The organism is Thalassovita mediterranea (assembly GCF_001458435.1).
GTDB lineage: Bacteria > Pseudomonadota > Alphaproteobacteria > Rhodobacterales > Rhodobacteraceae > Thalassobius > Thalassobius mediterraneus.
The window spans coordinates 237,363-257,574 of record NZ_CYSF01000006.1; the positions used below are offsets into that span (position 1 = coordinate 237,363).

At 58.0% G+C, this 20,212-nt stretch carries 19 protein-coding genes, 1 tRNA gene and 2 pseudogenes; 10 read left to right on the forward strand and 12 right to left on the reverse strand.

Annotation, left to right across the window (positions count from 1 at the left end; all coding sequences use genetic code 11):
• Positions 1-159: 159 nt before the first annotated feature.
• A complete protein-coding gene (locus TM5383_RS05075) occupies positions 160-1,632 on the forward strand; it encodes a cobyric acid synthase (protein WP_058317951.1) in 1,473 nt (490 codons plus the stop codon).
• 57 nt (positions 1,633-1,689) lie between these two features.
• Here TM5383_RS05075 and TM5383_RS05080 read toward each other — a convergent pair whose 3' ends face one another.
• From TM5383_RS05080 to TM5383_RS05090, 3 genes are all read right to left on the reverse strand, one after another.
• Complete coding sequence (locus TM5383_RS05080; protein WP_058317952.1) at positions 1,690-2,502, reverse strand: hypothetical protein; 813 nt, start codon at positions 2,500-2,502, stop codon at positions 1,690-1,692.
• A 71-nt stretch (positions 2,503-2,573) separates the two neighbouring features.
• Positions 2,574-4,028 carry a TolC family outer membrane protein gene (locus tag TM5383_RS05085; RefSeq protein ID WP_082645398.1) on the reverse strand — a complete coding sequence of 485 codons (1,455 nt, stop codon included), beginning with the start codon at positions 4,026-4,028 and terminating at the stop codon, positions 2,574-2,576.
• 130 nt (positions 4,029-4,158) lie between these two features.
• On the reverse strand, positions 4,159-4,812 hold the full coding sequence (locus TM5383_RS05090) for a protein-L-isoaspartate O-methyltransferase family protein (RefSeq protein WP_058317953.1): 654 nt from the start codon (positions 4,810-4,812) through the stop codon (positions 4,159-4,161).
• 286 nt (positions 4,813-5,098) lie between these two features.
• On the opposite strand from TM5383_RS05090, the gene TM5383_RS05095 reads away from it, so the two are divergent.
• Positions 5,099-5,172, forward strand: a tRNA-Cys gene (locus TM5383_RS05095).
• A 136-nt stretch (positions 5,173-5,308) separates the two neighbouring features.
• Here the strand turns inward: TM5383_RS05095 and TM5383_RS16505 are convergent.
• The 7 genes and pseudogenes from TM5383_RS16505 to TM5383_RS05135 all read right to left on the reverse strand — a co-directional run.
• Positions 5,309-6,305, reverse strand: a pseudogene (locus TM5383_RS16505) (DDE-type integrase/transposase/recombinase); the annotation flags it as partial.
• 18 nt (positions 6,306-6,323) lie between these two features.
• Positions 6,324-6,732, reverse strand: a pseudogene (locus TM5383_RS17165) (transposase family protein); the annotation flags it as partial.
• Positions 6,733-6,835: 103 nt separating this feature from the next.
• Entirely contained in the window at positions 6,836-8,299 is a 1,464-nt protein-coding gene (locus TM5383_RS05115) for an aldehyde dehydrogenase (RefSeq protein WP_058318390.1), read from the reverse strand.
• An 18-nt stretch (positions 8,300-8,317) separates the two neighbouring features.
• Positions 8,318-9,355, reverse strand: a complete 1,038-nt coding sequence (locus tag TM5383_RS05120) for an LLM class flavin-dependent oxidoreductase (RefSeq protein ID WP_058317954.1) — start codon at positions 9,353-9,355, stop codon at positions 8,318-8,320.
• A gap of 3 nt (positions 9,356-9,358) precedes the next feature.
• A complete protein-coding gene (locus tag TM5383_RS05125) occupies positions 9,359-10,276 on the reverse strand; it encodes a flavin reductase family protein (RefSeq protein ID WP_058317955.1) in 918 nt (305 codons plus the stop codon).
• On the reverse strand, positions 10,269-11,111 hold the full coding sequence (locus TM5383_RS05130) for an alpha/beta fold hydrolase (protein ID WP_058317956.1): 843 nt from the start codon (positions 11,109-11,111) through the stop codon (positions 10,269-10,271). The genes TM5383_RS05125 and TM5383_RS05130 overlap by 8 nt, the downstream gene beginning before the upstream one ends.
• Complete coding sequence (locus TM5383_RS05135) at positions 11,083-11,685, reverse strand: amino acid synthesis family protein (RefSeq protein ID WP_058317957.1); 603 nt, start codon at positions 11,683-11,685, stop codon at positions 11,083-11,085. Before TM5383_RS05135 ends, TM5383_RS05130 begins: the two co-directional genes overlap by 29 nt.
• A gap of 107 nt (positions 11,686-11,792) precedes the next feature.
• Between TM5383_RS05135 and TM5383_RS05140 the strand changes: the two genes are divergently transcribed.
• From TM5383_RS05140 to TM5383_RS05150, 3 genes are read left to right on the forward strand one after another with little or no spacing between them, the layout of a single operon-like run.
• Entirely contained in the window at positions 11,793-12,476 is a 684-nt protein-coding gene (locus TM5383_RS05140; protein WP_058317958.1) for a GntR family transcriptional regulator, read from the forward strand.
• Position 12,477: 1 nt separating this feature from the next.
• Complete coding sequence (locus tag TM5383_RS05145) at positions 12,478-12,765, forward strand: DUF1330 domain-containing protein (RefSeq protein WP_058317959.1); 288 nt, start codon at positions 12,478-12,480, stop codon at positions 12,763-12,765.
• A gap of 11 nt (positions 12,766-12,776) precedes the next feature.
• Positions 12,777-13,172, forward strand: coding sequence for a carboxymuconolactone decarboxylase family protein (locus TM5383_RS05150; protein WP_058317960.1), 396 nt, complete (start codon positions 12,777-12,779; stop codon positions 13,170-13,172).
• Here TM5383_RS05150 and TM5383_RS16510 read toward each other — a convergent pair whose 3' ends face one another.
• Entirely contained in the window at positions 13,173-13,310 is a 138-nt protein-coding gene (locus tag TM5383_RS16510; protein WP_197407376.1) for a DUF2256 domain-containing protein, read from the reverse strand.
• 50 nt (positions 13,311-13,360) lie between these two features.
• Complete coding sequence (locus TM5383_RS05155; protein ID WP_058317961.1) at positions 13,361-14,890, reverse strand: cryptochrome/deoxyribodipyrimidine photo-lyase family protein; 1,530 nt, start codon at positions 14,888-14,890, stop codon at positions 13,361-13,363.
• A gap of 188 nt (positions 14,891-15,078) precedes the next feature.
• On the opposite strand from TM5383_RS05155, the gene TM5383_RS05160 reads away from it, so the two are divergent.
• The 5 genes from TM5383_RS05160 (at position 15,079) to TM5383_RS05180 (ending at position 20,203) form a co-directional block, all read left to right on the forward strand.
• A complete protein-coding gene (locus TM5383_RS05160; RefSeq protein ID WP_082645400.1) occupies positions 15,079-16,365 on the forward strand; it encodes an FAD-binding domain-containing protein in 1,287 nt (428 codons plus the stop codon).
• Between the two features lie 240 nt (positions 16,366-16,605).
• The gene (locus TM5383_RS05165; protein ID WP_231725042.1) at positions 16,606-17,070 is read left to right on the forward strand and encodes a hypothetical protein; all 465 of its coding nucleotides are present in this window, start codon (positions 16,606-16,608) and stop codon (positions 17,068-17,070) included.
• Positions 17,071-17,147: 77 nt separating this feature from the next.
• Positions 17,148-18,458, forward strand: a complete 1,311-nt coding sequence (locus TM5383_RS05170) for an FAD-dependent oxidoreductase (protein WP_058317963.1) — start codon at positions 17,148-17,150, stop codon at positions 18,456-18,458.
• Positions 18,459-18,469: 11 nt separating this feature from the next.
• Positions 18,470-18,835 carry a DUF5368 domain-containing protein gene (locus TM5383_RS05175; protein ID WP_058317964.1) on the forward strand — a complete coding sequence of 122 codons (366 nt, stop codon included), beginning with the start codon at positions 18,470-18,472 and terminating at the stop codon, positions 18,833-18,835.
• A 123-nt stretch (positions 18,836-18,958) separates the two neighbouring features.
• Entirely contained in the window at positions 18,959-20,203 is a 1,245-nt protein-coding gene (locus TM5383_RS05180) for an MHYT domain-containing protein (protein WP_058317965.1), read from the forward strand.
• Positions 20,204-20,212 lie beyond the last annotated feature (9 nt).

Consider the following 20,212-nt stretch of genomic DNA (forward strand, 5'->3'; position numbering starts at 1 on the left):
GCAGGCGTTTTACACGCACAGAAAAAACCTGTCTTCCTGGGGGAAGGCAGGTTTTTCTTTTGCCGGTTCCACAGTCTGAAATGCCCGCTGAGGCGGCGCATTTGCCCTCCCCTGCCTGCGCGCCAGTTGCTATAGCGGAGGAAAGGCAGGAGGCAGAGCATGGCACAGCAAAAACCCCGCGCGATCATGATCCAAGGTGCAGGATCCAACGTGGGCAAATCCATGGTGGTTGCGGGCATTACCCGCGCGCTGGTGAACCGTGGTCTGACCGTGCGCCCGTTCAAGCCGCAGAACATGTCGAACAACGCCGCCGTCACCAGTGATGGCGGGGAAATTGGCCGCGCGCAGGCGTTGCAGGCGCTGGCGGCCAAGGTGCCGGCACATACGGACATGAACCCGATCCTGCTGAAACCTGAAACCGACACCGGTGCACAGGTGATTGTGCAGGGCAAACGCTACGCCACCCTGCGCGCACGCGATTACGCCAAGGCGAAACCGGATCTGCTGCGTCCTGCGCTGGAAAGCTTTCACCGGCTCTGTGATCAGGCCGATATTGTGGTGATCGAAGGTGCAGGCAGCCCGGCAGAGGTGAACCTGCGCAAAGGCGACATTGCCAACATGGGCTTTGCCGAAGCGGCGGGCGTGCCGGTTGTCCTGCTTGGGGACATCGACCGTGGCGGCGTCATTGCGCAGCTGGTGGGCACGCAGGTCATCCTGCCCGATGCCGATGCTGACCGGATCAAAGCCTTTGCCGTCAATAAATTCCGTGGCGACGTCAGCCTGTTTGCAGATGGCGAACAGGCGATCGTGGACCAGACCGGCTGGACCAACCTTGGCACCCTACCGTGGTTTTCCGACGCATGGCGCCTGCCGGCAGAGGATGTGATGGACATCGCATCGAAAAAGGGAGGCAAGGTCAAAATCGCGGTGCCACGCCTGAACCGGATTGCGAATTTCGACGACCTCGACCCGCTGTCGGCTGAACCAGATGTGAGTGTCGAGATTATTGAGGCAGGCCGCCCCCTGCCCGGTGACGCGGATCTGGTGCTGATCCCCGGCTCGAAATCCACCATCGCCGATCTGGCCCACTTCCGCGCGCAAGGCTGGGACATCGACCTAAAGGCCCATGTGCGCCGCGGCGGTCGCGTGTTGGGCATTTGTGGCGGCTATCAAATGCTGGGGACAGAGATTGCGGATCCTGAAGGCATCGAAGGTGCGCCATGCACCGTCGCGGGCCTTGGCCTACTGGATGTAAAAACGGTGATGAAACCGCACAAGCGCCTTGCCCTCAGCAATGCGACCTACCGCGCCACGGGCGATGATGTGACAGGGTATGAAATCCACCTTGGCGTCACCGAAGGTGCAGATTGTGCCAACGCTTGGCTGGATCTGGACGGCCGCGCCGAGGGCGCCGCAACAGCGGACGGATTGATTAAGGGGTGCTACCTGCACGGGCTGTTCAGCTCGGACAAGTTCCGCGCCAGCTATATGGCTGATCTGGGGGCTGCCGCGCAGATCAGCTATGATGCGGATATGGAACAAGTACTGGACGCATTGGCGCAACATATCGAGGACCACATGGACGTGGACGCCCTGCTGGACATCGCGGCAACACCAACCGCCAAGGCATAAAGAAAAGGCCAGCACGAGGGGATCGCACTAGCCTTCACTTAATCTATATGTCGCGCGTCAGCTTAAATCGCGGCTGGTCAGGGCACGCTGAATTTCGCGGCGCACCAATTTGCGCACGTTGCGAGTGATACGCTCGCCCAGCGATCCCTGCAGTTCCTGGCGAACAATCTCTGCCACCAGATCGCGCAGCATCTCTTCGTCGATCAGGCCCTGCGGCAGCCCCAATTCCGTCAGATCATCCAACGCGGCGCTAGATTGCGCCTCTTCACTCGGCGCATCCTGCACATCGGGTTGCGCGTCAACCGTGATTGGCTCATCCTGTTTGACGTGTTCATGCGGCGCGTGAAGTGGCGTCACCTCTGCGTTCAGGTCTTCGTCGGCGTCATCGTCTTCCCAATACGGTGCCTCGACATCGACGCCAGCAAATGCGTCTTCCTCGTCGCCGTCAGGCTCCCATTGATCAGCGGTTTCAGCCACTGCTGCTTCCAGACCGGCAATGCGATCCTCTAGCGGGATTTCCTCGATCGGCTCAGGTTCCACGTCAGGAGCGGAGTCCGCGTTTTCCAATACCAGCGGCGCTGCCTCAGCCTCTTCGACAGCAGCATTCGACTCAGTGTCTGCTTCTGCTGGAACGGCATATTCTGCGCCCAACTGCATCGCAGCTGCAGTATTCTGGGAATTGTCCTTGGGGGCGGCAGTAGACAGGTCGCGGCCGTCAGCCACACGTAGAGAAGGCGTAAGAACCAGCTTGTCAGCCTTGGGCGCCTGCGGTTTGGACACCATATCAGACGACGCTGGTTCATCCGAAACGAGTCGACGGATTGAAGCCAAAACGTCCTCAATTTCAACGTTTGTCACTGGGTCTGACATTCACACTTCCACTCTTGCCTCTGGCTAAGTGTAGCCAAAGGCAGAGATTCTCACAACCGACGGGTCAAATTTTACTCTTTGCCGATCCGACGCAGCATTTTGTCCAGCTGGCGGCCTTGCGCGCTCACCGCGGCGGGCGCCTTGCCAACCTGTTTGTAATAGGCCGCGGGATCGTAGCGCGGCACATTCAAACGCAGGGTATCTGCTGTCAACAGACCCATATTTGCCAGCAGCGCGTAGGATGCCAGATATTCATTCGAAACAGCGTTGATCAGGTTCACCTTGGCGTTCAGGACCTCCTGCTCGGCGTTCAGAACCTCTAACGTGGTGCGTGCGCCTTCGGATGCTTCGGCGCGGACACCGTCAAAGGCAATTTGTGCAAACCGAACGCCACGTTCGCCCGCTTCGCGCGCGGCGCGCGCAACCTGCAGGTTGGCAAATCCGGTGCCAGCGTTTTGTGCGACCGACAGGTTTGCCAGATGCAGACCCGACCGCGCAGCATCACGGCGCTGAATAGACTGACGCACAACGGACGCGACGCGGCCGCCTGCATAAATCGGCCCCTCTGCCCCCAAGGTGATGGAGCCACCTCGGCGGAAGTTATTGGAATCAAACGTATCCGTGTAGCCGTAGTTGCCACGCAGGGTCACAGTGGGCTTGGTCGAGGCACGCGCAATTTCGACACCGATATCCGCCGCGGCAACCTGATGCTTGCTCGCCAGAATATCCGGGTGATTGCGTTGTGCGACCGCCTTGGCCTCAGCCACGGATTTTGCAGAAACGGGTGCGCGCGTCGGGGTTGCCAGACGTCCGGGTTTGCGCCCGACCGCAGCAATGAAATATTCACGCGCACTGGCAAGATCGCCGTTCGCCTGTGCCAAAGCGGCGCGAGCCTGCGCCAAACGTGCCTCGGCTTGGGCAACATCGGTGCGGGTGACATCCCCCTCTTCGAAACGGACCTTTGCGGCGCGCAACTCTTCGGTGATCACGCGCACGTTGTTCTGGCGCAAAGCCAATGCTTCGCTGGAGGTGCGCACCTGCGTGTATGCATCAACCGCCTGCAGCAGCACGTTCTGTTCAATCGCAATCAGTGTCTGGCGCGTGGCCAAAACGGTTTCCTTGGCCACATCCACCCGCATCTTGGTGGAACCACCATCCCACACCAGCTGAGTCAGCGACAAACCAACCGTGGCGCTTTGAGTGACAGAACCAACCACCTGACCAAGGGTCTGACTGCTGCGTGCTTCGCCAAATTCGCGCGTCGCGCTTGCAGCCCACCCCAGAACCGGACGCAGGGCGCTAACAGCCTGTGCCACATCTTCGTCCGCAGCACGCAACACTGCGCGGTTCTGCTCCAACAGGCCCGAATTTTTGTAAGCGTCCGCCAATGCATCCGCTAGCGTTTCCGCCGAAGCACTGCCTGCAGCCCCAAACCCAGCCCCAACAAGGGCGGTTGTCACCGTCAATGTACGCAGCCCGTTCGCAAACTTGGGGGCCAGCTTAGACTTGAACCATGCGCGTTTCATGTTCTGCTCCTTCGACAGCCGTAGGGCCGTTTGACCTGTTATGCGTTGGCCCTGCCCTCTCTCGTGGCATGGGCCTATGAGAATGCGGCGCCCTGCCTCCGGCGCCAAGCAATGTCGTTTATGGCTACCCTTAAAGGGTAAAGGCGCGATGACGTTCGAACCCCGGCAACACAGGCGCACCCGCGTTGAAAGCGTAACGCCAAGACATCGCACCATCAATTTTGTACCCGATCTTGACGGTGCCCAGCGCCCCCTCAACCATCAGCGCAGCGATACGGCCGCCCTCTTTCAGTTGATCAAGGATGGCATCAGGCACATGCTCGGCAGCCCCTTCCAGGACAATCACATCGTAGGGACCGTGCTGCGCAGCGCCTGACGCCAGCTCACCGGCTTGCAATGCGACATTGTCTGCACCAACGCGTGACAAGGCAGCCTGCGCGTCATCAATCCAGTCTTCGTTTTCTTCAACCGCGACGACCGCTTCGGCGATACGTGCGATCACGGCCGAAGAATAGCCGTAGCCACAGCCCAGATCCAAAACCAGTTCATCCGCCTGGATGTCCAGCGCATCCAGCATCTTTGCCAGTGTGCGCGGTTCCAACACCACACGCGCAGCGCCCAGATCAACATTTTCGCTGACATAGGCGGCCTGTTCTTTGTCGGCAGGCACAAAATATTCACGTGGAATGGCAAGCATTGCCTCGATGATCGGGAATTTTGTCACATCCGAAGGACGGATCTGCGTGTCGACCATCATGGTGCGGCGGGTGGCGAAGTCTGTCATTTACTAAACTCTTTCGTTCAGATTGCTGCCTACAGTGTGTCACATCGCCATTCAAGCGGCAACGCGTAACGGGCGGCAAAAACGCGCAGGATGACGTTATTTATTGCGCAACCGCCGTAATTCAACGCATGCGCCGCCGCCCCGCCCCACTGCCCCGCCACCAAGAGGATCAAATTCTCTGCGCCTCAGTCAAAAGAATGGATAAATTCCTCTGGACACTGCCGACCGAAACCTCTAATCCACCGCCACAGCCTACGCAGTACATCGCGCAGGCTACACCACGGATGGCGAGTTGGCGGAGTGGTGACGCAGCGGATTGCAAATCCGTGTACACCGGTTCGATTCCGGTACTCGCCTCCATTGACTGTCTTTCCGTTTTATCTCAATAAAGTAGGCACTTGGCGCATACCAAGGAGGATAAATCGGAGGATATTTGTGCCCGACTAGCCAGCCACTACACTGGTAAAAAACAAGAACAAGTACTACGTGCTTGTCACCGTTCCGTTTGGGCGACGAACCCTGGGCCGTTGTCGGAACGTATGAACGCCGGCACGCCGCGCAGGATAAACAGATCACTCAGGACGTCGATGACATTGTCTGAGTTCAGCTTGCGCTCCACACAGATGACCAAACATTCTCGGCTGTATTCATCAATGATGTTAAGGGTTCGGAAAGCCTTTCCGTCATCTGTTCGGCAAGGCACGAAGTCATAGGACCAAACATGACTGCGGTGTTTAGGCCGCAACCGAACGCACGTCCCATCATTGAGCCAGAGCCGTCCTTTCTTTGGTTGTTTCATTGCTACTTTCAGCCCCTCCCGCCGCCATAACCGTTCAATGCGCTTGTCATTCACATGCCAACCAGCATCTCTCAGAAGTGCAGCTATCCGACGATAGCCGTAGAGACCATATTGTCGCGCCAGCTCGATAATGGCCGCGACAAGGCTCTCCTCATCAGATCGCCCAACGGGCATTTTCGTTGCGTGGATCGGTGTTGCCTCGGAACGCGGCACGCGCGACGCTCCGAGACATTCAGCTCAGCACGAACACTATCAATGCAGGCGCGACGACGAGCGGGGCTTAGAAGGGCTTCGCGTTCAGGGCTACAAACCATCCACTGGATGGTTTGCTTGACGCCCTTCACCCTTCGTAGCTTCTGCCAAGATCAGCTTGTCCAAAGTCAGATCAGAAACGGCTTTACGCAAGCGCTCATTCTCGTTTTGCAGACGCTTCAGTTACTTCAATTGGTCCGTGCCCATTCCGCCGTACTTGTTTGGCGGAAAAACCGTCCACTGGACGCTTTTTTTTTTCGCCTTCACTCCAACGATAGAATGTCTGTTCAGTCACGCCAATCTGCCTGATCGCATCCAGACGTGGCATCCCTTGCCCCGTCAGAGCCTCAACCTGCCGCAACTTCATGACAATCTTCTCAGGCTTTGGCCGCTTGTTGGCAAGGTGCTTCCTCCGTTTTCCTAAACATAGCTGTAGGACCATCCAAGTGGGGGAGGATCAACCATAGCTAACAAGGCTGATACAGAACTGCCCTTGATACGAGACAGAGCGATCATATCGGTCCGTTGCCTTTGACAGGCGGAGCGACTGCGATAGGCGCGCAGGCCGCATTCGCGGACATCCAGAACCTAAAAAAGGCGGTTAATCCAAAATTTGCCGCGATGCTCTTCGATGAACCGGAACCTCATGACTTTTAGCTCGCAAAGAAGGCCGTGGCTTTTTCTAAAATATCCCTCTCCTCCTTCAGAATACGGTTCTCGCGCCTAAGCCGTTGGTGTTCAGGCGCAAGATCCAGGTCCTTGTCGGACAAAAAATCAATGTTGCGGTGCGCCGTAATCCATTTGTTCAGCATCAATAGGCCACCGCCCAAATCCGAAACCACCTGTTTGCGCGTCGGGCCGCTCCGCATCAGCCCTGCACTCGCACGTTAGTTTCAGTCCAATAGTCAGTCTCCTTTCCTACGCTAAATGCTATCAAAGGAGCGGCACCCAAACGCGATAGCTGCAATAGCGTCAGCGCATCACGAAAGGATCGGGAATGGGATCGTCGCTGGTGCGCAGCCAGACCGTTTTGATTTTTGTGTAATCCAGAACCGCCTGCAGCCCCCCTTCACGGCCATGCCCAGACAGGCCGTGCCCACCAAACGGGGCGATCGGGCTAACCGCGCGGTAGGTGTTCACCCAAACAATGCCAGAACGGATCCCACGGATCATACGATGTGCCCGGGTCAGGTTTTGGGTAAAGACGCCGGACGCCAGACCAAACTCCGTATCATTTGCCAGTCGGATCGCTTCTGCCTCATCCTTGAAGGTGACGACCGACAGCACTGGCCCGAAAAATTCGTTACTCAGACTTGGTGCATCGGGGGCATCAGAACAATCCAGAATGGTCGGCGGGAAGTAGAACCCGTCACGCGCAATCGCCTTGCCGCCCGTGATCAATTTCGCCCCCGCCGCAACAGAGTGCGCGATCAGATCTTCGGCATTGCTACGCTGCCGCAGTGTGCACAGCGGGCCAACCTCGGTCGCCATATCATCTGGCGCGCCGATAACCACGGCTTCGGCTTTTTCTTTCAGACGAGCCAGAAATTCATCCTTGATCGAAGCCTGCACCAACAGGCGCGATCCGGCCACACAGCTTTGGCCAGAGGCGGCAAAAATGCCGGACACCTGCGCATTCACCGCGCTGTCGATATCTGCGTCCTCAAACACGATGAACGGGGATTTCCCGCCAAGTTCCAGTGACGTTGACGCCAGATTTTCCGCCGAATTACGCACGATATGACGGGCTGTTTCGGGACCACCGGTGAAGGCAACATGAGCGACCTTCGGATGTGCAGTCAGGGCGGCGCCTGCATCCGGCCCGCCGGTGATCACGTTCAGCACCCCCTTGGGGAAACCCGCCAGATCAAAGATCTTGGCAAATTCCAGCATCGGCGCAGGCGCTTCCTCAGACGCTTTCAAAACCACGGTGCATCCCGCCGCCAAGGCCGGACCGATTTTGACCGCAGACAGAAACAACTGCGAATTCCACGGCACCACTGCGGCGATCACACCCACGGGTTCGCGGCACAGCCAGACTTCCATATCGGGTTTATCAATGGGCAGATGCGCGCCTTCGATCTTGTCGGCAAGGCCTGCGAAATAGCGGAAGTATTCGGCCACATAGGCAATCTGCGCGCTGGTTTCGCGGATGATCTTACCCGTGTCGCGCGTTTCAATTTCTGCCAGTCGCGGCGCATGTTCGGCCACCAGATCCGCCAGACGCGACAACAATTTGCCCCGCGCCGTGGCCGTCATATCCGCCCATTCAGGGGCAAAGAATGCAGCCTCCGCAGCATCAACAGCGGCGTTCACATCTGCCACTGACGCCTCGGCCATTTTGGCCCAAGGCGCGCCGGTGGCGGGATCCAGACTGTCAAACTGGGATGCACCATCCGAAAAAGCGCCGCCGATATACTGCTGGAAAATCTGCATTTCTACCTCCATCCGGCCTTATTGAAAGGCGGGCATAACGTCCCGAATAAAGCGCTCAAGCGAGGCTTTCTTGCGCTCAAACGACATAGAGCTGTCGATCCAGAACGCATATTCATCATAGCCCAGCGCTTCGTATTTTTTCAGCCGGTCGATCACGGTAGCCGCGGTGCCGATCACCAGATCACGTTCCATCGCTTCGGGCGTGTAGAACGGATGCGCGGCAATTTCTTCATCTGTCAGCGGTTCGATCAAACCGGCAGTTACGTCGCGCTTGTTCATGAACCACGCGCCGAAATAGCAGTAGAAGCGGTTCAATTCGACAGCGCCCAATTTGGCATCCTCGTCGCTGTCCGCCACATAGGTGTGCTGCAACAGCATGATTTTGGGGCGCGGCTGATCGGAAAACTTGGCACAGGCATCGTTAAACTTGCCCATCAGGTTCTCAATTTCACCATCGCCATTCCACAGCGGGGTGACCTGCACGTTGCAGCCGTTCGACACGGCAAATTCGTGGCTGTTGGGATCACGCGCGGCAATCCAAATCGGTGGGCCGTCTTCCTGCAGCGGCAGTGGCGAGGAAGTGGTTTTCGGGAAGGAATGGAATTCGCCCTCTTGTGCGTAGTCCCCCTGCCACAGCCCTTTCACGGCGGGCACCAGTTCGCGCATACGCTGACCTGCCTCCCAGGCGTCCATGCCGGGCATCAAGCGTTCGTATTCAAACGAATAAGCACCACGCGCAATGCCCAGTTCCAGACGGCCCTCGGTGATGATGTCAGTCATCGCCGCCTCACCGGCCAGACGGATCGGATGCCAGAACGGTGCGATCACAGTGCCGGTGCCCAGACGGACGTTTTTGGTATGGCGCGCCACATCCACAAGGTTCAGCATCGGGTTCGGGGCGATGGTGAAGTTCATCCCGTGGTGTTCACCCGTCCAAATCGCGTGCATTCCCCCCGCATCGGCGATTTTGCACAGTTCGATAAACTCATCATACAGCTGCTTCTGGTCCTGATCCGCCGAGATCCGTTCCATATGCGCGAAGAGCGAAAATTTCATCGGTTAGTCCCCTTTTGTCAGCGGGCGCACTTCGCCGCTCACCTGATTTCCGTAATATACGCCAAAGTCCCCCATCCGGCTTTCTTCTGCGAAGCGGGACAGCATGGTGCAAACTGCGGGGTCTGCCACACTCATTAATGTAGACTCCGACAGTTCGGTAAAGATACCGGATGACGGTGTGCCGCCGGATGCCTGGCACAAGAAGGTGATGTGCTGCGTTTCACAGGCGTCATCTTCGTAGACCGCATAAATGAACCCGGGTTCTGCGATCACACCGCTGGCGGCAATCAACTGTTTCAACGCAGCCGTTGCACCGCCTTTGCCCACTTTGACCTCTGGCAGGACCAGCTGCCCTTTGTCATCACCTGACAACAGCACCTTGCCTTCGTGAGCGATCAGCGCGGACACTTTCAGCGTGCTGCCACGGCTCAACGCCTCGGCCTCTGCGGCGGGGGTGACATAGGCGCCACGCGCATAGCCCAGACCGGGATGCGTCGCGTTTTCAAAGGCCTTCACCTCACCGATCAGGATCAGGTGGTCGCCCGCCTCGACGCGGTTGAACGTCGCGCAATCAAACCATGCCGACACGCCGTCAAACACCGGCGCGCCATGTGGCCCCTTTTGCCAGTTGACCGCTGCAAAGCGATCCTCAACCGGACGGGCGAAGGTGTTTGACACCTCTTTCTGATCCTCAGCCAAGACATTCACCGCAAAACCATCGGCCTGATAAAACGCATCATAGTTACGCGATGAATTGGCCAGACAGACCAGCACCAGCGGCGGGTCCAACGATACGGAAGTAAAGGAGTTCGCGGTAAACCCCAATGGATTGCCGTCCTGATCATGGGTCGTCACCACAGTCACGCCCGTCATGAAGGCACCAAACGCATTGCGCAGGGCGCGCGGATCAATCTCAGTCATTGTGTCCTCCGCTCAATGGGGTTTTCAACCAGTCACTCAAGGCCGCATTCACCTGTTCAGGGGCAGTCAGATTGACCATGTGACGGTGCCCCTCAATCACCACAGCGCGGCCATTCTGAACCGCATCCGCCATCGTACGCGACATTTCGGGGCTGGAATTCTGATCCCCATCCGCCGTCAATGCCAGAAACGGGCAAGAAATTGTGCAAAACCGATCGGCATAGGTCGCATCGCCGCGTGCAAAGGCATCATAGGCGGTGGCGTAGCCGTGAATATCAACGCTGGATAGCCAGTCCGACACCTGCGCCCGTGCAGCCTGATCCATAGCGCTACTGCCAAACCAGCGGGTCAGCGGGGTTTCCAGATCAAAACCGCCTTCGCCAATCTCCTCGGCACGCGCGATCACGGCGGCGCTGGCCGCCGCTGACCGGCGATAGACTCCGTTCAACAGGGCAACACGCGCTACGTCTTCCGGGTGTTCCGCCGCATAGCCAGCAGACACCAGCGCGCCCATCGAATGACCGGCCAAGTTGACCGGCCCCAGATCCAGCGTTGTCAACACCGCGTGTAGCCAGGCCACAAAATCGGGCAACTGTGCCCCTGTCGGCAGGGGCGCACTGCCCCCGTGGCCGGGCATGTCCAGCGCGATCACGCGGTGGGATTGCGCCAATGCCTGCACCTGCGGCGCCCATGCTGCCGATTGCATACCGACCCCGTGGATCAGCACCACAGGATCGCCAGCCCCCGCCATATGCACCGCCGCCGTGCCAAATGGCGCAGGCAAGTGCAGGTCAGACCGCTGCACTTCAGACCGCTGCAGGGTTGTCGACGTCATGGCCCAATTCCTTCAGATCCTGATAACGGTCACCGATCCGGTGATGGGGACGCCCCCCGATCGAAGCGCCCAGCGCAATCACGATCTCATCCGGTGCCGGGGCATCTGCGATTTGCGTCTGGATCGTCAGATAATGGCTACGACGGCCACCATCATGCTTGTCCATCAGCGGGATCTGCAAAGAAGCGTTTGCCGGACCACGGGTATTGGTGAACGACAGGTAGGATTTGGCCCCAACAGCGTTGCGATAGAAGTTTCCAAACTGCAGCGTATGGATCAGGGCAGAGCCATGCTCCACCTCACCATTCACGCCGACAATCGCGGCTTTGCCGTAGCCTTCGACCTTGTCGCCGCCGCCGCTGGCCTCAAGGATCATATCCGTCAGCAATGAGCCGAGGCCGGGCGCGCAATCACGAATGCCGGGTTTCAGATCCTCAACGAATCCCTGACCGGCCCACGGGTTCCTGATCACTGCCATTGCCGCAATCATCGTCAGCGGCGTTTCAGCGGCTTTGCCGCCTTCGATCAGGGTGTTTTCAACATGCAGCAGGGTTTTGCGGATTTCGGCGGGCATCTCAGGCACCTTCACAGTTTGGATTGGCTAATCGTCTTATGGTATACCATATGACCGTATGTCAATCCTACCTTGCCTCACCCCCTTCACACTGCTATCCCCAACCTATGGACAAGGCTGTACTTTCAAAGATCAAACACCCGCCCGCGACCCTGCGCGATATGGTTCAAGAGCGGATGCGCGAAGCCATCATTGAGGGGCATTTCAAACCCGGCGAACGTCTTGTCGAACGTCCGCTGTGTGAACAGCTGGGGGTCAGCCGTACCGTAATCCGCGAAACCATTCGCTATCTAGAAGCCGAAGGTCTGGTCGAGATTCTGCCCGGTCGCGGCCCGATTGTGGCGACGATGAACTGGCAGGATGCTCGCCAGATCTATGATATCCGCCGTATGCTGGAAACCGCCGCCGCCCGCACCTGCGCCGAACAGATCACACCGGATCGCGCTGAAGCTCTGCGCAACGCGCTGGTTCAGTTGCAACAGGGCTTTGCGGACAAAACACCCGGCACATTGTTCCGCGCCACAGCCGACTTTTACGCAGAAATCTTTGCGGGCGCCGGTCACCACATCGCATGGGGCATCGTCCAGCGCCTGAATGGCCGCATCAGCCGCCTGCGTATGCTAACACTCGCCACGAAGGATCGCGCCAAACCCGGCCCCGATCATATGCAGGCGATTTGCACCGCAATCGTGTCCGGCGATGCAGACGCCGCCGAAGCCGCAGTGCACAATCACCTGAACGACACAGCCACCATTGCAGAACGCGCACTGGCCGAAGAAGAAAGCAACTGACATGCCCAAAGCCTACTGGATCGCCAACGTCACGGTCACTGATCCCAACGCCTATCAGGGCTATCAGGCCATCGCCCCTGACGCCTTTGCCCAGTTCGGGGCACGTTTTCTGGCCCGTGGAGAGGCCGAAACACTGGAAGGCACACCTTGGCAGCGCCGCGTGATCATTGAGTTTGACAGCATCGAAGACGCCCGCGCCTGCTACAACTCACCCACCTACCGCGCTGCGCGCGAAAAACGTGCCGGGGCCTGCACCGCAGATATCGCGCTCATCGAAGCGCTGGACTGAAAGGACATTCCATGAGTGACAAGTTCGAGATCGGCCTTGCCAAACGAAAGGCAACCCTTGGCGCCGAATATGTGGAAAACAATCTGGCAGCCGCCGATGAATTCACCCGCCCCTTTCAGGAGGCGATGACCGAATGGTGCTGGGGATTTGGCTGGGGCGATGAAGCACTGGATGTCAAAACGCGCTCGCTGATGAACCTCTCAATGATCGGCGCGCTTGGCAAAATGCATGAATGGGAATTGCACCTGAACGGTGCCATCACCAATGGCTGCACGTTGGAGGAAATCCGCGCAGCGATCCATGTGATTGCGATTTACTGCGGCGTCCCTCAGGGCGTTGAATGTTTCCGCGTCGCCCGCAAGGTACTGACAGAGCGCGGCCTGATCAACGACGGGGATACCGTCTGATCAACCGCGGGCAGCACGGCGACAACGCTGCGAACAATAACGCACGTCATCCCAGACCTTGGCCCATTTGCGCCGCCATGTGAATGGCAGGCCGCAATGGGCGCAGGGTTTGCTGGGCAGATCCGATTTCTTGCGCATTTTCATGCCTGACCTCTTCTTCACCTCGGATAATGTGCGGCCTCGTGGCTTCAGAATTTGAAACTCATCTGACCTGATGGCGTGGCTTTTTTGCGCGATGACGCGCGGCGGCGTGGTGATGGTTTGCGGCTTGCGTGTTTGGCCACGATGTTGCCCGCCTCATCGCGAAACCCATCACTACGCCGCACAGCCCAGACCTGATCACGCGCATGACGGGCGGCCTCTTGCGGGTCGATGATCGGATGGGGATACACTTTCCCCAAAATGGCGGCTGCATTTTCCGCCATCCATGGTTCCTGCAGGTGATGATCCGCAATAGGTGCCAATTCCGGCAACCAACGACGGGTGAATGCGCCTGTCGGGTCCTGATCCCTACCCTGTTTGACGGGGTTATAAATCCGTATGGTGTTGATCCCGGTTGTTCCGGATTGCATCTGCACCTGTGACCAATGGATGCCCGGTTCATAGTCGGTAAAACGTCGTGCCAGAACCAACCCCGGTGCGCGCCAATCCAGCCACAGATGATAGGCCGCCACCGACATCACCATCGCCCGCATTCTAAAGTTCAGCCACCCCGTCGCCCGCAAACAGCGCATACAAGCGTCTACAAACGGCAAACCTGTTTCCCCCGCCGCCCAAGCCGCGAGCCGATCTGCATCCGGCGCCGATGGGCGTAGGCCATCATAGGCGCGATGCAGGTTCTGAAATTCGATTTCTGGCGCATCTTCGAGTTTCTGGATGAAATGACAATGCCAATGCAATCGCCCCACAAAGGAGGTCATGGATTTCGGCCACGATGGATCTGGGCGCGGTTCCATATCAGCCAATTGCCGCTGCCGCGCCCAAGTCGCCTGCGCTGCCTCTCGCATCGATAGCGCGCCAAGCGCCAGATGCGGCGACAACCGCGAGCAGGCCTGCGCCCCTTCCAGCGGCGAAGACATCGCCCAACGATAGGATCGTCCGCGACGTTGAAGGAACGACTGCAACACACCTTCTGCAACACGGCGTCCTGCCGGTTGACGATCCGGACACGGATCCGCACGCATGCCGAACTCATGCTGCAAGTCCCTTACACTCGGCAAAGGCCCAGCATCGACGTTCACCGGACCCAACGGCGGTGGCGTGACCGCCGGCATGGCCATCATTCGATCCCACCCATGCGCCCATCCGCTCCTTGACGACAGCCGCCGCCAAACACCGAACTGCTGCACCTCAGTCCAGCGAATACCGTGGTCACGACACCATCGGGCAACACGTCTGTCGCGCTGGTAGGTCCAATCGTTCCCGGTTTCCTCATGCGACCAAAGAGCAGTGAGTTTCCCGTCCCGCCGGAGCGTTTCCAGCACCTCGACCACATCCCCGATCTGCACCACCAACGGCTGCCCCAACGCGGCAAAGTCGCGGCGCAATTCAGCGAGTGTTTCGACCGTAAACGCCAGTTGACGCGCCGACGTATCCGGCAACCGCCAGTACTCCCGTTCCAAAACATAAAGCGGCAGAACGTCCCCCTCTGCTGCGGCACGCACCAAAGCCTGATGATCTTGGACCCTTAGGTCGCGTTTTAGCCAGAGAACCTGCACACCTTGCCCCAGTTTCTTTGATGTTTCGACGGTATATTGATCATGTTGAGGGGATTACGAACCATCGGGGCCAGCGGATGAAAATCGTACCATAGAAATAACTTGGGCGCCTTGAACTATCCACGCAACAGGTGATCCATGGACCGGGCGCGTGCGTATCTACCAACAGATACACAACTGAGGTTTCGATGACCGCCCCCACCAAAAATCCCACGCCGACGGTATCCGACACACACCCACCTGCCCTGCCAGTGGGAACCCGTAATGCCGGATTGCAGGGTTTGACGGAATTTGTCGAACACATGGGAACCGCCTACGCGCAGTCACGGAACTACGATCTGGGTCAGGGGCAACACCGGCATGTGTCAAAACTGTCCCCCTATCTACGACACCGTCTGTTAAGCGAAGAAGAGGTCGTGCGCGCCGCAATAAACGCCCACGGTCCCGCAGCCAGCGAGAAGTTTGTGCAAGAGGTGATATGGCGCAGCTATTTCAAGGGCTGGCTGGAACAACGCCCGCAGGTCTGGACGCAGTTTCGCTATGGACTGGAGCGGGATCTCGACACCGTCGCGTCTGATCCGGCTGTTTCCGCCCGCTTGAAGGCGGCAGAAAATGGGCGCACTGGCCTGCCGTATTTTAATGAATGGATCAGAGAGCTGCACACAACCGGCTACCTGCACAATCATGCACGGATGTGGTTTGCCTCTATCTGGATCTTCACTCTCGGGCTGCCTTGGCGATTGGGTGCGGACCTGTTTTTGCGGCAACTTCTGGATGGGGATGCCGCTTCGAACACATGCAGTTGGCGCTGGGTGGCGGGATTGCATACGCGGGGCAAGACCTATCAAGCCACAGCGCAGAACATTGCGACCTTTACCAACGGGCGATTTGCCCCTGCAGATGCCGATCTAGCCCAAACCGCCCCCGCCCTTGTGATCGAAGAGCCTGATGGCCTACCGCCTCTTGTCCCGCTGCGGCAGGTTGCAGCGCCAAAGGTCAATGTCCCTACTCTATTGCTGGCGACCGCAGATGACTGCCAGCTAGATGCGCGCAGCTTATCAACACTGAATATCACAGGGGTTGCGCGCCTGCCATCGGCGCACATGCGCTCCCCCCGTGCGGTGGCGGCCCATGTGCGCAGGTTCGAGGATCAAGCACTAACGGATGCCTGCGCAGATCTTGCCAAATCGCATGAGGTGGCAACAGTCACGACACCGGGTGATCTGGTCAAGATCGCCCAACTGAACGGGGCGCATCAAATCGTCCATCCATACGCCACCGTAGGTCCATTGCGCGACTGGCTGGACAGCGCACGGCCTACGCTCGATGCGAACAGCCTGCCCCTGTGTGAATGGCAGCGTGATTGGGATCGCGAAATCTGGCCTTTTTGCACTGCTGGTTTTTTCAAGGTCAAGAAACGCCTCCCACAGCTGCTGCAACAACTGGGCCTGACCAAAACAGTGGGCGATAACTAGAATCGCCCCCCCTGCCCGCGCCCATAATTCGCTACAAAATGATCGACGCTGTCCTATGCGCAGCGCGATTTCGCATGCGATGCGGAATATATTCCACATCTAAGATGTCACTTTTTGATCCAGATCACGTTTCACCACTGATCGGTGGTTTAAACAGATTCAAAATAATGAATGTAATGGTGGCGCCAAAACGCCGCCTTTGAAATTTTCGCGAACTGGATCTGACAAAGGACATTCCCAATGAGAAACCCAATGCTCAATGTAGCCGCGACCGTCGCTCTTTCAGCAGCGTTATCCGCAACACTGATCGCCAGTCCGGCGCTGGCAGCTGACAAGCCTGAAACGCTGGTGACCGTCCTCACAGCGCCTGAGCCACAGACTCAGCTGATGGCAATGGTGCTAGCAACCCAAGCCGCCAACCAAGGCGCCGCACCACACATCCTGCTTTGCGGCCCTGCTGGCGACATCGCCCTCAAGGAAGCACCAGAAAGCGCGACCAAACCGCAACCTCCTCTGGACCTGAGCCCACAGATGCTGCTGGGCAAAATCGCCGGAATGCCTGGCGCCAAAGTTGAGGTTTGCGCTCTCTACCTTCCGAGCAAGGGCATGACCGCCGAGATCCTCATGGACGGCGTGACCGTGGCAAAGCCACCCGCGATGGCCGCTGCCATGATCGCCCCCAATGCCCGTGTGGCCAGCTACTGATCCCAACGGCCTGCGCATCGCAACGATACGCGGGCTTTTTTCGCCCCAAAATTGAAAGTATACAAAGGCACACAATCATGCCCTTCACTTTGAACAGACGCCAGATGTTGTCTCTGGCTGCCGGCAGCGCCGCCCTTGCGGCGGCAGGTTCCCAAACCGCCACCGCCGCTGCGATCCCGACGCAGGCACGCATTGTGATCATCGGTGCAGGCGCAGGTGGTACTGCGCTGGCAAACCGGCTGGTCACCCGCTTGAAAGGTGCCCAGATCACCTTGATGGATCCGCGCGTCGAACACCTGTACCAACCCGGTCTTTCATTGGTGGCCGCAGGTCTAAAACCCGCAGACTATGTCGTGTCCAAAACCACGGACTGGCTGCCCGACGGTGTTACCCTAATTGCAGAGGCTGCGGCCGAAATTGATCCCGAAGCTAAATTCGTCGCCACAACAAGCGGCCAAAAAGTGGCCTATGACTTTCTTGTTGTCGCGCCCGGGCTGGTGCTGGATCACGATGCAATTGATGGCTTCGATCTGAACATGGTCGGCGAAAACGGCATCGGTGCGCTCTATGCAGGTCCGAAATATGCCGCAGCGACTTGGAAAGCCGCCTCAAAGTTTGCCGAAGAAGGCGGCGTTGGCCTGTTCACCCGCCCGGCAACAGAAATGAAATGTGCCGGAGCCCCGCTGAAACACACTTTCCTGATCGAAGATATCACCCGCGACAAAGGCAATCGCGGCAAGGCAGAATTCCACTATGCCGCCCCGCAGGGCAGCCTGTTCGGGGTGCCTATTGTCGCCGAAAAGGTGCGTATGTTGTTTGGCGACCGCGACATCAACGCCCACATGAAGCACACTCTGACCGCAATTGAGCCAGGGGCCAAACGCGCCTATATGGCGGGCGCTGAAGGCAGCACGATCGAGATGGATTATGACTACATCCACGTCATCCCCCCTCAACGTGCCCCAGATGTCATCCGCCAATCCGGTCTATCGTGGCCAGACAAATGGACCAATCAAGGTTGGGTGGAATGTGACAAAGGTACACTGCAGCACCTGCGTTACGATACCATCTGGGCGCTCGGCGACGTGGCTGGCGTACCCAAAGGCAAAACTGCTGCCTCGGTCAAATGGCAGGTGCCAGTGGTAGAGGACGGGTTGATCTCCGCGATCTCGGGACGCGCACCAACCGAAATCTATAACGGCTACACCTCTTGCCCGATGATCACCCGTGTCGGCCGCGCGATGCTGATCGAATTTGATTACAACAATAACCTCGTCCCCTCGTTCCCCGGTGTAATCGCCCCACTGGAAGAATTGTGGATCAGCTGGCTGATGAAAGAGGTCGCGCTGAAAGCGACCTATAACGCCATGCTGCGTGGCCGTGCCTAAGGAGAAGTGAAATGAAAGATATGACGTTTGGCACCATTCTGGCCGTATTCGAAGAGATCTTTGGCACCGGCATGTTCTGGTCAATGGTGGCCGCCGCGCTGATCGTGACGCTGGCCTATCTCTACGTTCTGATGCGCGATCACAGCATCGCGTGGCGCAAATTCCTGTTGGCACAGCTGTCGATGCCTGTCGGGGCTGTTCTGGGGGTGTGGTTTGTCCTGCTGATGACCAACTCCAGCCTAAACGACCTAGGCGGGCCTGTGGACATCATCGTGTTTCTTGCCATTGCAGCCGCAGGGGCAATCGGCATGGCCATTTTGGTGTACACGATCCAATCACTGATACGCCCTGCAGCCAAGGATCGCGGCGCGCAATAACCGGCGTTATTGCCATCGACATAAAAGCCAGGCGCCGTGCCCCGCGGCGCCTGGCAATCCGAACATCCAAAAAACCGCCACACGACATTTGCTTAATGACGTTTTTTTGGTCAGGTTGGCGCTATGGAATTCCTTAACGTTAGCCATAACACGTTCCTCGTTTTGATGTCCTGCCTCATTGCATTGGTTGCGGGGTTCACCGGTCTGTCACTGACCCGTTCTCTCGCCAGCAAGCCGATGTTTGAAAAAAAGGCATCAATCGCGCTTGCCTCGGTCGCTTTGGGCGGGGGCATTTGGGCGATGCATTTTGTTGCGATGCTGGGCCTGCAGATGCCAATCCTGTTTTACTATGATGCGGCAATCACGCTGGTATCCGCACTCACAGCGATCCTGATCGTCGGCGCCGCTCTGATCCTGTTGCATTTCGTTGAACGCACCCCTTTGACCATCGCACTGGCCGGGGGGATTGTGGGCCTTGGCATTTTGACCATGCACTATATCGGCATGGCCGGTCTGGAACTATGCCGCGCGGTCTACACGCCGTTTGGCGTTGTGCTGTCGTCCTTGGTGGCGATTGTTCTATGCGTTCTGGCCTTTGGCGTTGCCTATGGTCAGCGCACCAACCGCCATATCCTGCTGGGTACACTGTGTTTTGCGGCAGCAGTCACCGCGGTGCATTTTCTGGCGATGCTGGGAACCGAATTTGTCGCTGTGCCCAGTGGTCCAGAATTTGGCCCACTGATGAGCAACGAAACACTCGCCCTTGGGGTGATTGTCTTCAGCTTCATCATGTTCGGCGCCTGTTTGTGGGTCAGTATAACCTACTTGCCCGGTCCGGAAACACCTGCCGCGGACACCAGCGATGCAACAGCCAACAGCGCAGAACCTTCAGATCCGATCAAAACCCCACCAACCCCAAACGCTCCGCTGGCCAGCGCACAATCGTCAAAGCCCGCCGCTGGGCAGGCAGCGCCCCATACACGAACAGTGATCGCTACAAACGACAGCCTACCCTTTCTACAAATCCCGTGCGAACGCGACGGCGGCAAAGTGTTTATAGCCGCGCGTGACGTTTTGTTTGTGCGGGCAGATGGCCATTACACGCAGGTTTACACAGAACAAGATCGCCTGTTCTGCGCCTGGTCTGTAACCGAAGCCGCGAAACGGCTGCTGCCTGAAGGTTTTTTGCAAACGCATCGCAGCTATTTGGTCAATCCTCAGCATGTGGCCCGATTTGAACGCACCAAAGATAAGGGCACATGCTTGTTTGATGCCGAAGGTGTACCTCCGGCCCCTGTCAGTCGTTCCAAACTCAAGGCCACGCAGGATGCGCTTGCCGCGCAGGTTGGCGCACTTCGTGCTGACTAAGGCGCATTT

Coding starts and splice junctions, on each gene's coding strand:
- TM5383_RS05075 (WP_058317951.1), top strand. CDS start 160: ATGGCACAGCAAAAACCCCGCGCGATCATGATCCAAGGTGCAGGATCC.
- TM5383_RS05140 (WP_058317958.1), top strand. CDS start 11,793: ATGGACAAGGCTGTACTTTCAAAGATCAAACACCCGCCCGCGACCCTG.
- TM5383_RS16510 (WP_197407376.1), bottom strand. CDS start 13,310: ATGCGCAAGAAATCGGATCTGCCCAGCAAACCCTGCGCCCATTGCGGC.
- TM5383_RS05120 (WP_058317954.1), bottom strand. CDS start 9,355: ATGAAATTTTCGCTCTTCGCGCATATGGAACGGATCTCGGCGGATCAG.
- TM5383_RS05180 (WP_058317965.1), top strand. CDS start 18,959: ATGGAATTCCTTAACGTTAGCCATAACACGTTCCTCGTTTTGATGTCC.
- TM5383_RS05170 (WP_058317963.1), top strand. CDS start 17,148: ATGCCCTTCACTTTGAACAGACGCCAGATGTTGTCTCTGGCTGCCGGC.
- TM5383_RS05115 (WP_058318390.1), bottom strand. CDS start 8,299: ATGCAGATTTTCCAGCAGTATATCGGCGGCGCTTTTTCGGATGGTGCA.
- TM5383_RS05145 (WP_058317959.1), top strand. CDS start 12,478: ATGCCCAAAGCCTACTGGATCGCCAACGTCACGGTCACTGATCCCAAC.
- TM5383_RS05165 (WP_231725042.1), top strand. CDS start 16,606: ATGAGAAACCCAATGCTCAATGTAGCCGCGACCGTCGCTCTTTCAGCA.
- TM5383_RS05160 (WP_082645400.1), top strand. CDS start 15,079: ATGACCGCCCCCACCAAAAATCCCACGCCGACGGTATCCGACACACAC.
- TM5383_RS05085 (WP_082645398.1), bottom strand. CDS start 4,028: ATGAAACGCGCATGGTTCAAGTCTAAGCTGGCCCCCAAGTTTGCGAAC.
- TM5383_RS05130 (WP_058317956.1), bottom strand. CDS start 11,111: ATGACGTCGACAACCCTGCAGCGGTCTGAAGTGCAGCGGTCTGACCTG.
- TM5383_RS05175 (WP_058317964.1), top strand. CDS start 18,470: ATGAAAGATATGACGTTTGGCACCATTCTGGCCGTATTCGAAGAGATC.
- TM5383_RS05125 (WP_058317955.1), bottom strand. CDS start 10,276: ATGACTGAGATTGATCCGCGCGCCCTGCGCAATGCGTTTGGTGCCTTC.
- TM5383_RS05090 (WP_058317953.1), bottom strand. CDS start 4,812: ATGACAGACTTCGCCACCCGCCGCACCATGATGGTCGACACGCAGATC.
- TM5383_RS05135 (WP_058317957.1), bottom strand. CDS start 11,685: ATGCCCGCCGAAATCCGCAAAACCCTGCTGCATGTTGAAAACACCCTG.
- TM5383_RS05080 (WP_058317952.1), bottom strand. CDS start 2,502: ATGTCAGACCCAGTGACAAACGTTGAAATTGAGGACGTTTTGGCTTCA.
- TM5383_RS05150 (WP_058317960.1), top strand. CDS start 12,777: ATGAGTGACAAGTTCGAGATCGGCCTTGCCAAACGAAAGGCAACCCTT.